Annotated in this window: 7 protein-coding genes and 1 pseudogene; 4 read left to right on the top strand and 4 right to left on the bottom strand. The window is 37.9% G+C overall.

Annotation, left to right across the window (positions count from 1 at the left end; all coding sequences use genetic code 11):
- The first annotated feature begins 80 nt into the window (after positions 1-80).
- On the top strand, positions 81-2,384 hold the full coding sequence (locus IPK35_16000; GenBank protein ID MBK8054718.1) for a hypothetical protein: 2,304 nt from the start codon (positions 81-83) through the stop codon (positions 2,382-2,384).
- The gene (locus IPK35_15995) at positions 2,381-5,419 is read left to right on the top strand and encodes a T9SS type A sorting domain-containing protein (GenBank protein ID MBK8054717.1); all 3,039 of its coding nucleotides are present in this window, start codon (positions 2,381-2,383) and stop codon (positions 5,417-5,419) included. The genes IPK35_16000 and IPK35_15995 overlap by 4 nt, the downstream gene beginning before the upstream one ends.
- A 461-nt stretch (positions 5,420-5,880) precedes the next feature.
- Here the strand turns inward: IPK35_15995 and IPK35_15990 are convergent, their stop codons facing one another.
- Both IPK35_15990 and IPK35_15985 read right to left on the bottom strand, forming a co-directional pair.
- On the bottom strand, positions 5,881-6,951 hold the full coding sequence (locus tag IPK35_15990; GenBank protein MBK8054716.1) for a DUF3810 domain-containing protein: 1,071 nt from the start codon (positions 6,949-6,951) through the stop codon (positions 5,881-5,883).
- Between the two features lie 34 nt (positions 6,952-6,985).
- Positions 6,986-9,589: a M1 family metallopeptidase gene (locus tag IPK35_15985; protein ID MBK8054715.1), complete on the bottom strand. Its 2,604-nt coding sequence runs from the start codon at positions 9,587-9,589 to the stop codon at positions 6,986-6,988.
- A 210-nt stretch (positions 9,590-9,799) separates the two neighbouring features.
- Between IPK35_15985 and IPK35_15980 the strand changes: the two genes are divergently transcribed.
- Positions 9,800-10,522, top strand: coding sequence for a T9SS type A sorting domain-containing protein (locus IPK35_15980; GenBank protein MBK8054714.1), 723 nt, complete (start codon positions 9,800-9,802; stop codon positions 10,520-10,522).
- 299 nt (positions 10,523-10,821) lie between these two features.
- Positions 10,822-12,032, top strand: a pseudogene (locus tag IPK35_15975) (IS256 family transposase).
- A gap of 115 nt (positions 12,033-12,147) precedes the next feature.
- On the opposite strand, the gene IPK35_15970 reads toward IPK35_15975, so the two are convergent.
- On the bottom strand, positions 12,148-13,113 hold the full coding sequence (locus IPK35_15970; GenBank protein ID MBK8054713.1) for an IS30 family transposase: 966 nt from the start codon (positions 13,111-13,113) through the stop codon (positions 12,148-12,150).
- A 218-nt stretch (positions 13,114-13,331) separates the two neighbouring features.
- Positions 13,332-15,323, bottom strand: coding sequence for a DUF3857 domain-containing protein (locus IPK35_15965; GenBank protein MBK8054712.1), 1,992 nt, complete (start codon positions 15,321-15,323; stop codon positions 13,332-13,334).
- Between the last annotated feature and the right edge of the window lie 5 nt (positions 15,324-15,328).

The following is a 15,328-nucleotide window of genomic DNA, read 5'->3' as shown; positions in this document are numbered from 1 at the left end:
AGACCAATATTCAAAATAATTCAAATTGGTCCAAATATTTTCACCTTTTTTTACAGTGAAAACATAATTACATAGAATTTTTGATGCATAAAAAAAGTAAAAATATATGGTTGCAAAAATTGACTTTGACTGTCATTTTCAGTCTGGTTGCAACATGTACATTTACTTTATCTGCCCAAAGCAAAACCAGAGGCAACACCTTTGTACACAGTACGAGGGAGATGTCAGTTTTCAAAGCTCATCACTTTATCAATGGTGGTAATGGTGCCCTTCCTGGCATCGTCGGTACTAAAAGAAACGGACCAACCTATTTTTCGTTTGCTGGTACATCGAGTGTAGCTGCTGTATCAGATGCTGCACATGTAGACGGATATGTCAAAAATTATGTACACCAGACATTTACCTTTCCTATTGGTGACAATGGTGCCTATGGCCCTGTGTCTATGGTAGCTACATCTCCGGTCACAGTGCTGGCACCCTTTAGCGCGGCATACTTTCGGGCCAATCCTGATGTGGCTGTTACCACTTCCCTTCTTGGTGGAAATGAACCAGCACTGCCTGTCGGTGCGCCATTTCCACGCACGATGCGGCAGATAGGTGTATCAGCTGTTAGCCCCATCGAATACTGGGACATAGATGGTACAGCCCCTACCAGGCTCAGATTCCATTGGAACAATGCATCTCAGATCAATACACTTACCAACGGAATGCTTATGGGTCTCAGGATCGTAGGATGGAATGGCTCCCAATGGGAAGACATACCAAGTACCCTAGATGCTGGTGCTGACATCAATACAGGCACAATAACAACCAATACCGCCATAATACCCAATACTTACACAGCATATACGTTTGGGGTTTCTTGTGATCTGATAGATATCGTTTTTTCAGGTGTGCCTGAAGGATTGTATCTATGTGAAGGACAGTCTGAGACCATAGATGTCAATGTCATGCTTGGCGGTGCTGCTTATATACCTGATTTTATTTTGGAGAGGTATGACGGTGCAGCTTGGCTGTCATCAAGTGGTCCCAATACTGATGGTATCTTCACTTTCACAGGATTGCCAGCCAATGTTCTCAATGTCAGATATCGCATCAGGATCAATTTCGGCACCTGTACACGACTCAGTGAAGAATTCATATTACATTCATACAAGTCCACTACCTTAGCTTGCCAGGGAAATCTCAATTCAAGTGTCAATCAGGATTGCGAGATATTTTTGCATGCCGGCATTTTTCTGACTCAGGCTGTCAATCCCTCAGAGTTTTATGATGTGGTGGTGACCGATAGCAAGGGAAAATTAGTGCCCAATCCTGTGAAAAATCCAAAAAACGGAGAGATATTTATGGTATCAATCAAAGAGAAATGTACAGGAAACTCTTGCTGGAGTACGATCAAGCTCGAAGATAAACTGGCACCGAAGATTACTGATTGCCATTCGAGCCAAACATTTGCTTGCCATGAGTTTGAGACTATAAAATCAGAAACTTCTGAGCTCCATTTTGGCGGATCACCATCTTTTGTCCTGAGCAGAAAACCAGACGTCACGGACAATTGTAGTGCTATAGAAGCCTCATTTGTTGACATCATTTCCACAGGTACATGTGGCGCGAAACAGATAAGGAGAACTTGGTTATTTGCTGATAAAGCTGGCAATAAGGCCAGTTGTGAGCAAATATTGAACTTCACGCCATTGTCATTGACTGATATCACTGATCCAGTAGCGCAAGTAGTCCTGGATTGTAAAAGTGCATTCACACCACAATATATCCAACAAGCCTTTGATAATAAAACGACTATGGATGATTCCACATCTCCTTATGTCATCGAAAATAATGAAGGAAGTGTCTTTGGTGGATTTACTTACAAGACAAGAGGATCGGATGGAACCTTACACAATCAAAGGATTGATAACAATGTGTGTAATATATATACCTCATATACTGATGAAGAAATCCTAATTGAAGGCTTTTCAAGCTGCATAAAAGAAAGAAAAATCCTTAGAAAATGGATAGTATTAGATGATTGTACCAATGCTTTCAGAAATTTGACCCAGATTATTATCCTGAGAGATACTACAGGGCCACAATTTACCATCGCTCCGGTCACGCAGTCGTTGGGTACACTCGACTGTACCGCAAGTGTAGTAGTGCCTTTGCCTGTGATGATGCAGGATGATTGTACCGAAACTTCAAAACTAAGATGGTCGGTGATTGCGCCATTAGGCACAATAGTTAGCGGTACGATGCCTAATTTTATCATCAATGGCCTTGTCAAAGGTATGCATAATATCACCTACATAGTAGAAGACTGTGCCGGCAATCAGACAAAAAAACGACTACAATCCATATACAGGATTTGGTGGCACCGACGGTTATTTTGAAGCAAAATATTGTTGTCAGTCTTTCAGGATCATCACAAGGAAGTGACGGTTATGCCAAATTGTTCCACACATCGATAGACAATGGCTCGTATGATCCATGTAGTGGTGTCAGAGTAGAGATCAGACGCAAGATGGGCAACAGCTGCGATAATGATGGCATCAATCGTCTCAACAACAATCTTACTTACAGCAACATTGCAGCTACAGGCACCACCAATTCCTGGGTACACACAGACAATGATATGGCAGATACAGATGGCGGCCAATTTGTGACATTTTGCTGCAGTGACATCATGCCGGGTATGACGTATGGCCTTCACGATGTGGAAGTCAGGGTATGGGATGATGCCAATGGAAATGGAATCTTAGGTGACACACTCATCATCAATGGTTCGCGTGACAATTTCAATAATGGTTGGGCTAAGGTCAGAGTCGAGTACAAGATTCCTCCGGTGATGACCTGTCCTAAAGATATCGTCCTCCAGTGTGATGATTCTTTTGGTCTCAATACCCAAAACCCATTGCGAGTTGGTAGCAATATGTCTACAGGAATTCCTACGGTAAGAGCACTATGTACAGATACCTTTGCTATGACGTATCTTGACAGATGGACAAGTGGTGGTACCTGCAATATAGGAATACTTGAACGAACATTCAGGATCATGGATTCACCAATTTCATGTGCCCAGAAGATAACGGTCCATCGGCATCCTACACAATTTGAGGTGACTTTTGCAGAAGCCGGCATCTATAAGTGGGATCAATGCAACTTTACGATAGATCATGCCAAAAATGCCACATATCGTCCCAAAGTAAGCCATAGTCCTTGTGATGAGATAGGTCAGCATATAAAAATCGACACCTTCTATTTTTCCGGAAGTGCATGCAAAAAATGGGTAGTAAAGTATTCTTATCACAATCATTGTACAGGACAGACTATAGATGCACCAGTGATCAGCTATTTCTGCAATGATACTATCGCACCACTATGGAGTGATTTGTCACATCAAGTAAATGATATTGGCAGTACATGTACATCGGGTGTAGTGCTCAAAGCAAAACTCTCCGACAAAACAATCTGTGGTGACCAGCAGATCCTAACCATTGACTTTTATCTGGATATCAATGGAGACAAAACGATAGATTACATAGCTGCATCTGGATTGAAAGGAATAATACCTTCTGGTGTATGGACAAAAATGAACCTTGGACAAAGTGAGTACCATCAGGTGAAATCGCTTATGGGCAACATTATCCTGGCTGATGAAATCTATGTGAGCTATATGCCAGCCGTGACCAGTGATGCTGCTCTCATACAGACCTTGCCTGTGATTATGCAGCAAAGCGATCGTCTTCATCAACTCATCTGGAGGGTCAAGGACGAATGTGGCAATAACTCGGAGAGAATGTATGAATTTAATGTGAGGGACGCAAAACCTCCTACTCCCATTTGTATAGAGCTGAGTACAAGTATCACTTCCAATACCAATCCTTCAGTAGCATTGTGTGCTAAAGATTTTATTATCAAAGCCGAAGACAATTGTACACCGGATACTGAATTGTACTATACATTTGATTCCGTCGGGCCAGTGTCCAGTATGCGTCACTTGGAGCATTATTTCAAGCCAGTGGGAGGAATTGCTTCAGTTTCCAATAAGACTGAATATGAATCAGGTCTATCTTTCATCTGGATACCTTCAACTAAAACATCAGGCAAAATATGGAATACGCATGGTGTATTTGAAGTGCCTGTCTATGTTTGGGATGCAGCAGGTAATCATGACTTCTGCCGGACCAAGGTCACTGTCATCAATACTGACATGCGCACTTCTATAGCGGGAAGGGTAGAGACTATCAGTGGTGTAGCCAAAAAAGGAACAAAGGTAAACCTAATCTCCAGCCTGGAAGATCATTCGAAGACTACCCTTACGGATGATCGGGGCGAATACCTTTTTGAAGTACCACTGAATGCGGACTATACAGTATCATCGGAGTATGTAGGTGACTATCTTGAGGGAGTTTCTACACTTGATTTAGTGCTGATACAAAGACATATTATCGATCTGCAGTGTCATGAGAATGTATATAAGATGATCGCATCCGATGCCAATGATGACGGCAAGATCACTGCTTCAGATCTTGTGGAGTTGAGAAAATTGATCCTTGGTGTGACCAATGCATTTAATAATAAAAGCTGGAGACTACCCAAAAAGCTTCAAAATCTTGACTTAAAGTATCCATTCCCATATACGGAAACTTATCATGAAAACCCACTGAAAGCACCTATGCAAAAAGTGGACTTTGTAGCTGTCAAAATAGGGGATATTAATGGCAACGCTTCTGTCATACAACAAAACATCGTAGAACCAAGATCCAATAAAAAACTTAATCTTGAAGTGGTCAATGTAGTATTGGAACCACATGAGCGCATACATGTACCCGTATATGCATCCAATTTCAAAGATATCTTTGGATTCCAGACTACATTCCAGCTCCAAGATGCAGTATTTGTTGATTTGATACCGGAAGGACTGGATATCGACGCTACCAATATTGGTAAGCTGGGCGATGACACTTATACTCTTAGTTTTGCTGCAAAGCAACCACTAACTATTGATAGAGAGAAAAAGCTTTTCACTCTGGTGATTGATCCTAAAAACTCTGTGCTACTCGAAGATATCTTAAAACTCAGCTCTGAGATCACTAGGACTGAATCCTATACAAGCGACTTGAAAGTTAGTGGCTTAAGTCTGTCATTTAGAAATGATGTCAATAATATGGCACTACAACAAAACGAGCCCAACCCATACATTTCTACAACCAATATCCGATGGTTGGGTACAAAATCAGAAAATGTAAAACTTGTGATCACAGACGACCAAGGGAAGATCGTTCTGTTGAGAAGTGTAAAATCTGTCAAAGGTCTGAACACCATTACTTTGGAAGCAAAAGATATACCGTATGCAGGTATCTACTTCTTTACATTGAACGGCAGTACATTCAATGCGACTAAGAAGATGGTAAAAATTGAGTGATTATTTTTTGTATATAATAGCCAGAAATTGATTTGCAAAAATATGAACTCGTCACTTATAACGTAGGCAGACAGGCTCAATCCCAGAAGAGTTTGTCAAGCTACGCTTTAAACAGCCCACCCTTAATTTCCTTACTTGTATGATAATCCACTGAACACAGACTTCAAATCATTTAGGTTTAGTGGAATTTTGGGATACACCTTTTTTTTGATCCATAGATTTAGAACTCAATGGAACGAAATCAATGAAAAATCCTTCAGGCATAATCTAATAACTAAATTCAACTTTGTCAAATTATACAGACTTTATGATTTATTAGAAACTGTTGGGTTAACCCAACAGCAGTGACCCTAATTTCCCCATACATTTATCTTTAACTATGAAAATATAACAGCTTTTAAAGCGATTAAATTTTGATGAAAGTGGAATTGATTTAAATTTTTGAAGGTGGCAAAGCAGACTTAAAAAGCTGTTTCTTTTTTCCACGTCAAAACCAGTGAAACAATCCCATCATAACTCGCCAATCCATCTGACATGCCATGTGATTTAAGATAGAAATCATAAATGACGTCCCTAAACCATGGCAGAATGTCAGGGTATCTGTTGATGTCTTTTCTGATTGCCTTAAGATCTGCTTTTACTCCGGGAGACATTGATGCATACACTCTGTCGGCCTTTTCTTCAGAAAGATAATCCACTTCACGGTACAAATATCTCCAGTAACCCAACCAGCCTGAATACTGGATATGAGGATCTTCAGATAGGATACAAGTAACAAAACCTATAAAATTGCACTCACCTTCATCAGTATATCCATACCCATGAGCCATCTCGTGAGCCAAAGTAAATGGCCATTGAATGGGGTTCAAACCCGGATCTATATGACCTTCACAAACTAATGGAATGTATATGCCAGCAGTAGATAATGACAATAAAACGCCTTTAGGATACAATTGTCTGATCCTTACTCTTCCTATTGCTTTGTCACCATAGGAAGTCAGAAATCGTTTTTGTTCTATACGGATGTCATTTTCCATGATCGACCAATCAGGATGGTATGAAAGTGCTGATGTATCCTCTGATATTTTGATTCTAAGTTCGTTTACTCTTGCAGAGACTGTCTGTATTTCTTGTATTATCATTGCAGAATCAGGGTTTACAGCTGTGTGACCATGTTTTTCTATCCACGATGGTCTGTAATAGTTGAATCCCCACAAAAAGTAAAAAAGGAAAATTACCCATCCCAAAAAATTGAAAGTGCTTAAGATGTGGTATACCCAGGTTTTGGATTTACTACCTGCTTTTTTATACTTCCTGAAAAAAAATAATAGAAGAAGCACCACAATCAAAATATAAATAGAAGCAAAGGGTATCATGCCCAGTGTATAGTCATATATGGTACGTATCAGTGGAAATATATATGTTCCATAGATTTGATAGACCCAATGTGCCAGACCCCATGCAGAGACAAGGTGAATCAAGATAAGGATTCCCAGTGCTAAGAGACCTTTGTATTCCATCAGACTTTTCATCAGAGGTATTTTTGGACATCTCAAGTTGATAGGATTACTTTTCCATCCCTTCGTACTTTTCTTTTAGTACAGGATTGGTTTCATTCTTTGCGATGAAGTTAATTTTATCGATGATATTGACCAATGTTTTTCTTTCATCTTCATTGGCTGATGTTTCATATCTTGCACTGATGTCTTCAGCTATCTTATTGAGAGTCACCATGGCTATATACTTTCTGTACATATTGCCGTTTTTATTGGAGGCTATTTCCGTAAGGTACTCTGATGCGTCGGTCAGTGTCTTCATACTTTTGCCTTGAAAATACTCTTGCAAGCGTTCATAGAAATCAAATAATTGGTAGATGTTGATATTTTTTGCTTTTCTCCTGATGTATTCTGAGTTTTCAGGGCTATCTTCTGATATGATTGAGACTAAGGTTCCTGCCAGCTGGTCTGCGTCTTCACTTTTTAATTTTACGACATAGGGAGTCACTTTATCAGGTTGAACAGAGTACAACAACTCCAAAGCCAGTGAGATGACTGGGTAAGATTTTTCTGTATCAAGGATCAATTTGCACAAGGCTCCAGGCTCAAAATCCTCACTGCCTGATAATCTCATCAAAGCATCACGTCTTACTTCTGAATGAGGATCGCTGAGTGTTTTTTCCTGAAGTATGGGTAAATATTGAAAAAGCAGACTATCCGGAATCGCATTTATAGCAAGCGATCGTAAAGTATGGTGTTTTTCGTTAAGGCCCTGATCGATCAGATCGTAATTGCCATCGGACGCACTTGAAAAAGCCACCATCTTGTCCATATAGTTGGGCGAAAACTTATACTGCGCCTTATACTGCTCATTTGTTTTGTTTTCATTGATCATCGCCAGAAGCACATTTCTTCCGTCAAATACATAAGTGGCCGGCTTCATTTTAAGGTCTTCTATCAGGATTCTTTGTTTTTTTTCGTTGATGACCACAGGGTGAAACTGTACACTTCCATCAGGATAGTATATAGCAATATCTACCGGTAGTTTGAAATTCTGATGAAAGCCTTTGGGTGTTCCAGACTGATCCACTTCTACAAGCAGGACTTTGTTTTCGTCATTATAGGTGTATTTGACATCAAGATACGGATGACCGGTTGAGAGAAACCATTGGTCAAAAAACCAGTTGAGATCTTCGCCACTTACATCCTCAAAAGCCATTCTCAACTCATCTACTTCTACAGCTGTGTTTTCATTTTTTTTGAGATAATAATTGAGAGATGCAAAAAAAACATCATCCCCAAGATAATTTCTAAGCATATGGAGGACCAAGCCTCCTTTATTGTAACTATGGGCATCAAACATATTTTCTTTGTCCTGATAGTAGTAATCTACCAAAGGGTGCGCGCCACCACTCATCACCTGGCCATAGTAACCGTTCAGCTCATTCATTCTGTGGTACTCTGCTCTCTCCTTACCATATTTATGCTCAAACCATAAGTATTCAGCATAGTTGGCAAAACCTTCATTGAGTGTGAGGTTGGACCAATCTTCGCAAGTGACCAGATTGCCAAACCAATGATGCATCATTTCGTGCGCTACGATGTAGTCATTGTCATTATCTATGAGTTCGCGGTCTGTTTTTTGTACAAAATCACCAAACACTACAGCTCCGGTATTTTCCATTGCTCCCGAAACAAATTCCCTTACTACTACCTGACTATATTTGTCCCAAGGATATGGATATTTGAGCTTTTCTGTAAAAAATGATAACATTTCGGGAGTATGGTTAAATATTTTTTTGGCATGCCGGCCAAATCCTTTATCAACGTAATAATGAAGAGGTATGGAATTCCATGTATCAGTCTCCTCATCAAACTCGCCAATGGCTATCATAGCAAGATAGGGTGTGTGCTCTCTGTCCTGTTTCCAGTGATCGGTTCTGGTACCATCAGTATTCAGTTTTGAAGATATTTTTTTACCATTGGATAAAGTGCTGAATTTTTTATCCACAGTGAGGATGATTTCCTGTGAAAATCTTTCGGTGGGTTTGTCAAATGTAGGAAACCACCTGCTGTTATTTTCGGTTTCGCCCTGGGTCCAGATTTGTGTCGGCAAGTCTGGGTCTGATTCATCCGGATCGATGAAAAACAATCCTTTGTCAGATGTGATGGCATCACTACCTGATGCTTGATTTTCGTCAGGTTTTGCTGTATAGTGAATCCTTACCTGGATTTTTTCAGAGCTTTTAATTTCTTTTCCAAGATCTATATTCAGTGAGACACCATCATATTGATAGATGTATGCTTTTCCATCTGTGGCATTGCTGACGGAGTGTATATCAAAGCCGACAGCGTCCAAAACGATATTATTTATTGGTTTAAAATAAGGTTTTATGGTGAGGTCAGCGACACCGAGTACATGTCTTTTTGCCCAATTAAATCTGAGATCCAACTTTGTGTGCAAAATGTCATAATACATGGTTTTTGTAGCTCTGAACTCTTTGGGAAGCGAGTCAATGATCCCTTTTGTATCCGTGATGACAAGGGTATCTAACAGCTCCTGCTGAAGCAGATCATCATCCTGCCCGGTGTATGTGATCTCCTTTTTTGCGGCGCAGGATACAAATAATAACATAGCCAGCGGCCAAATATTTTTAAAAATAAACGATCTCATTTAAACTATTTGTAATAAAACCTGCAAATGTATGGAATATTTGATGTTTAATTTTAAAAAAAATTCTCTGAATTTGCACACCTTAAACCTCCTTGGAAAAGATGTTATTATTTATAATTACAAAATGGTCGATTTGTGTAAATTTCGTATATTTGAAGTCTGATTGAACCATAAATTTAGGACATGACCGATTTTAAAATTGTAACACATATGAAAACGACAGTTTTTTTAATAGCGATTTTAAGTTCTGCACACCATCTTTGGTCATGCAGCTGTTTCGGCCCTTATGAAAGAGATTTTTTCAAAGTTGTCAAAAAGAGCCATCAGGTATATTTTGGAACAGTAGAAAATGTAGATTTTAGCTACTCCTATAAGGGCTTGAAAGCATATACGATGTACCTCAAAGTCACCGATACACTAGCCGGATGCGAATCAGCCCCAGGAAAGACAATAGTCATCACTGGTCAGGACGGATTAAATTGCGGAGAATCAATGTCATCTCAGTGGATCACAAGAAATATAGTGGTTGCAGTGGAAAAAAGAATGTATTATACATATGGTCCGGATACTTTTTATCTCCACGGTTGTGGTGCTCACTTACAACTGTTCAATACACAGGGACCTGATGGTACCACCATAGAACAAATAAAAATCAAAATAAGAAGTCTTATAACCGGTACGGATGATATATCAAGAGGAAGTAACCTGATAGTATTTCCCAATCCCGCAGATGATGTATTGAATGTATTTTGTCCCGATCACGACTTGCTAGATGCCAGATTGATTTCATATGGGAATCAAGTGGTCAGCATACCTATTGACAGTAAATCAAATTTTTTATCAATACCATTAAAAGATTTTCTTCCAGGGGTGTACATCATTGTACTATGGACAGATCATAAAAAAATAATCAAAAGATTTGTAAAGTTGTAGAAATCAATCCGGGAGTAATTAGAATAGCCTTCAAGGATACTGCAGAATATCCTGTGTGTAGCAAGGGCAAAAAAAAAAGAGAACGAAATTTTGTGTTATATGGAGTTATCATCAGAAACCTTGACTATTACTAATCCTTTACAAGTAGAATATATGGGAGTGTAAGAAAGATTGTGTAAACTAGTATCAAGGAGTTAGGCTTCCATCTGTGGGGGGTACCCCCCACAGATGGAAAATTTTTTAATATGTTTGTGCGACCAAGTACAGACACATTTTTTAACCTAACAAATTTAATAGTTATGCAAAGTAACAAATTTAATCTTAATCTCTCTGAATTTCTTCAGGATGTCAAGTCTCTTAATGATTTTGACAATGTTATGAATGGCCTTTACAAAGATGGCATTCAAGAACTTTTAAAAGCTGAACTAAGTCATCATTTAGGCTATTCAAAACACTCGCCCGATGGGATTAATTCAGGTAATTCCCGGAATGGGTCTTATAAGAAAAGATACGCACTACACAAGGACAGGTAGAGTTGGATATTCCACGGGATCGTAACGGTGAATTTGAGCCTATCATTGTTCCCAAGGGCCAAACTACCACTGAGAAAGTAGAATCTGTCATTACATCTCTTTACAGCAGAGGTATGAGCACCGATGACATAACAGCTCAAATTCAGGAAATTTATGGCTTAGACGTTTCTAAAACCTTTGTTTCAGATATTACAAACAAAATGATTCCGGCTATCCAGGAATGGCAAAACAGACCTTTGGATAATACTTATTACATCGTTTGGATGGATTGTATTTGTTTTAAAATCCGGCAGGATAATAAAATCATCAACAAGAGTATTTATATCGTTATAGGACTGAAAACCAATGGGATCAAAGAAGTTTTGGGCATCTGGATGAGCGCCAACGAGTCTGCCGCGTTTTGGCTTTCTGTCTTAAATGAGCTCAAAGACAGGGGCGTTAAAAAGATGCTCATTGCATGCACTGACAATCTTACAGGATTCACTCAGGCCATTCAAACTGCTTTCCCCGATACCGTATCCCAGCTTTGTATCGTTCATCAAATCAGAAACTCTATGAAGTTTGTCCCATGGAAAGATAGAAGGGCCTTCCTGGCTGATTTAAAAACTGTTTATGCCGCTTTAAATATGGAAACTGCTCTCATTGCTTTTGAAGCTTTTAAAGCAAAATGGGGGTCTAAATATGCCTATGCCATTAAAAGTTGGGAAGCAAACTGGTCAAATCTATCTCCCATGTTTCAGTATCCTACTAACATTCGTAAAATTATGTATACCACTAATACCATTGAAGGCCTCAACAGAGCCATCAGAAAATTTACCAAAACCAAAACACTTTTTCCAAATGATCAGGCAGCCTTGAAATCTGTATATCTTGCTATTCAGCAAATTCAAGTTAAATGGACAATGCCAATTCATAACTGGCATATTACTCATAATGAAATTTTAATTATCTTTGAGGATAATTTGATTCAGCCATAATTCTTTGAAGTTTTGTTTACACAAAATATTTTACAGCCTCGAATATATAGGCATTTGCAGTACTTTTTCATAATTTTAAGTAATTGGATGAGCCAATTTATTAAATTTCCTGAATTCAAGCCGCAAATGCAACTTTAGTTAATAAATTAAATTCTTCAATTGGTGATCTAAACCCATATCGTTTTCTTGGTCTTTTATTAAGTTGATTTTCTACTTTTTTTACTTGATCTTTTGTTACTTGGTCAAAGTTAGTTTTCTTTAGAAAATATTGCCTTATTAGCCCATTTAAATTTTCATTTGAGCCTCTCTGCCATGAACTGTATGGGTCTGCAAAATAAAAATCTATTCCTAATTTTTCACTCACATATTCATGGTCTGCAAATTCACGTCCATTATCTGATGTGATCGTATGGATTCGACCCTTTTCTTTTCGCAAGGCAGACACAATCAACTTTGCGATTTGCTTTGAATTTTTACCTTCAATCTTTCGGATTTTGACTCTGCCAGTTGTTCGGTCATTCATGCTTAATAGCCCTCCTTTATGATTGGCTCCAATTATTAAATCTACTTCATAGTCGCCATATCGCGACCTACGGTCAACTTCCTGTGGTCTCTCATGTATACTTTTGGTATTCACTAATTTCCCACGCCGATCTTCAACTATACAACGCTTTTTATACTTCTTCTTACGCCTCAAATGTTTGTATTTATCACCACCATTTTTCTTATCTTCGATGATGTATTGATAGATACGCTCGTGGCTTACCATGCGAAGTTTACTACTTATCGGAGTTTTACTAATTTGTTCTGGACTCCACTTTTGTTCAAGTTTTGAATCAACATATTTTCTAACATCTTCTGTAAACTTGATAGCTCTGGGCTTGGTTTTCTGCCTTTTCTCATATTTGCGTTGGGCTAAATCGAATGTATACTTCCCGCCTCGCTGGTCGCAATTTCGACGTAACTCGCGACTAATGGTCGGCTTGTCTTTTTCTATAGCTTTGGCTATATCTTTTTGGCTATAACCATGCTCATTCATTACACTTATTGTGTATCTTTGTTCTTGTGTTAAGTGTTTCATATTGGCAACTTTGGACGGGAGACAATATAAAGACTTTACCATTCAGGGGGAAGGAGTTTTGCTCCTTTCCTTTGAAAAAAATTAATAATGTCTTTTTATGCTCCCAAAAAGTTGCATTTACGACTTGAATCTATGTTTTGTTTAATTTGTATTTCTTTAAACATCGAAATGACAAATATCGGAGTTATCTTTGGTATAAATTTTTATATTGCTTTACCTTAATTTTTGACAAGTACCAACTGATCGTTCAATTTTGTCGCCAGGATGTCCAGATATGATTTTATAGTGCTATATTCATTGGGTTGGTACCGTTGCTTTTTGATGATGTAATTTCCAGTGATTGACAAAGTTGATTCGTCTATTTTATATTTTATTTTAATCTCAGCCAGGTCATCTGATACTATGTAATCTTCAGGGGTAGAATCAATTTTATACCCTTGCGGAATATTAATTTTAATCTGATATTTTTCAGACTTAGGAAATTCAAAATCTATTGGGTAATTTCTGGTTTTTTGTTTAAGACTATTTTCTTTAGGGTGTAAATGGTTGAATGGATTCAAAATGTAGCTATCTCCGAGATAATCGGGGTCTGTATAGCAAGTAAAAGAAATACTATAAGGTTTTCCGATAACTGCAAAATTTTTAGTTCCTAGCTGGCTAATACCTTTGAAATTTGCTTTTTCGAAATGCTCTTTAATGGCCAATGTATCATCTTTGAATAAGGATTTCAGTTTTTGGGCTTCCAATTCTGTACAGCTGATATCAAGTCTTAGTTGAAGTATATTTTTTTCAACATCAATTTGCATATTTATTAAATAGGTGATGTCTGATAAAATTTTATTTTCAAGAGTAACCCATTCGTTCTTGTCATTTACTATTAAACCACTTTCGTGTTGACACTGCAATGGGATACGATTATATGGCAGGTATTGGTTGGTTCCATCAGTCAAGAATGGCTTAGTACTGTTTACAAGGACCGCCACATAATTAAATGAATTTATAAATGGATAATCAAGATGAATCTTGCCATGCCTTCTTGTACTGAGTATCACGGGCTGTGCATCAAAACCTGCTTCTCTCAATAGGGCCAATAAAAAAAGATTGATATTCGCAGCATTTCCGATTTTAGTTTTAAAGAAATCTTTGGCCGATTTATCAGCATAAATACCATTAAATCCGTCCCAAGTGAAATTTTCTTTTATATACTGTATTATAGTTTTTAACTTTTCAGTTTCTGATTGACTTGCAATTATAAGCTCTGTTTCAAGTATTTTTTTTGCCTGATTTTTTGCTCCTTTAATATAATCGCCAAAATTGTCATTTTTCAATAAATCGGAGGATAACTCAAGCCATGTGGACATGATGTTTCGGGTCATACCTGAACTTGAATTTATCTTGGCCAGTTGGAAATCTATCGTGACAATGTGGTCTTTTTTATTGTAAAGGTAGCCTTCGTCTTTAAACGCTGGAATGTTTTTCATAACATAATTATGCACCATCACCTTAATTATAACATTCTGCCCTGTGATTCTATCGATAGCATTTGACTCTCTATATTTTCCAACAGGGGATTTTTCAATAAATGAGTTTTGAAAATCAAATTTATCTGCTCCTTTGAGGAGATATATATATTCGAAAGTTGGGATCATGGATACTGTATATTCTGAATAGACAGTTGGGATTGAACTTTGAAACCTCCAATCAGGAAGATTGAAAATAAACGGAATATCCAATGTATAACTGTACTCAATGACCGAACCTATACGAACGTCAGGCATTGCAATTTTTTTAACACTCCAATTATCATTGATTATCTCTTCAAATATTTTACTTTTATCTATTGGTCTTATTGTCTTAGTGCCATTAGTCAAATTATAAGTATTGCCCTCGATCTTTAATAATTCTTCTTTGTTTTTTTCATGTTCTTTATACAAGGGGATTTCTATGATTGATGCTGATATGCCTTCTTTTGTTAGAATTTTAATACGGGTCTTTCTGGTAAATCTAATAAAATAATTCCCTAAGGCTGACTCCTCAAATTCTGATTTGCCTATATCATAAAGTACAACTGCATCTGCTTCAGGATCATTATCATATATTGTCATAAGCAATTCATTATCATCAATTTTTCCATAGTCTGGAATATAAAGCTGACAATGAGAGTTTTCAACCAATAAAGTAGTAATAAATAGTATGAATAAGTGCTTCATATAAT

Source organism: Saprospiraceae bacterium (assembly GCA_016713025.1).
GTDB lineage: Bacteria > Bacteroidota > Bacteroidia > Chitinophagales > Saprospiraceae > OLB9.
This window is presented reverse-complemented; position numbering and strand designations above follow the sequence as displayed.

What these genes read in the sequence shown, in the direction of transcription:
- IPK35_15990 (MBK8054716.1), bottom strand. Translation starts at nt 6,951, where the DNA reads ATGAAAAGTCTGATGGAATACAAAGGTCTCTTAGCACTGGGAATCCTT.
- IPK35_15985 (MBK8054715.1), bottom strand. Translation starts at nt 9,589, where the DNA reads ATGAGATCGTTTATTTTTAAAAATATTTGGCCGCTGGCTATGTTATTA.
- IPK35_15980 (MBK8054714.1), top strand. Translation starts at nt 9,800, where the DNA reads ATGAAAACGACAGTTTTTTTAATAGCGATTTTAAGTTCTGCACACCAT.
- IPK35_15970 (MBK8054713.1), bottom strand. Translation starts at nt 13,113, where the DNA reads ATGAAACACTTAACACAAGAACAAAGATACACAATAAGTGTAATGAAT.
- IPK35_15965 (MBK8054712.1), bottom strand. Translation starts at nt 15,323, where the DNA reads ATGAAGCACTTATTCATACTATTTATTACTACTTTATTGGTTGAAAAC.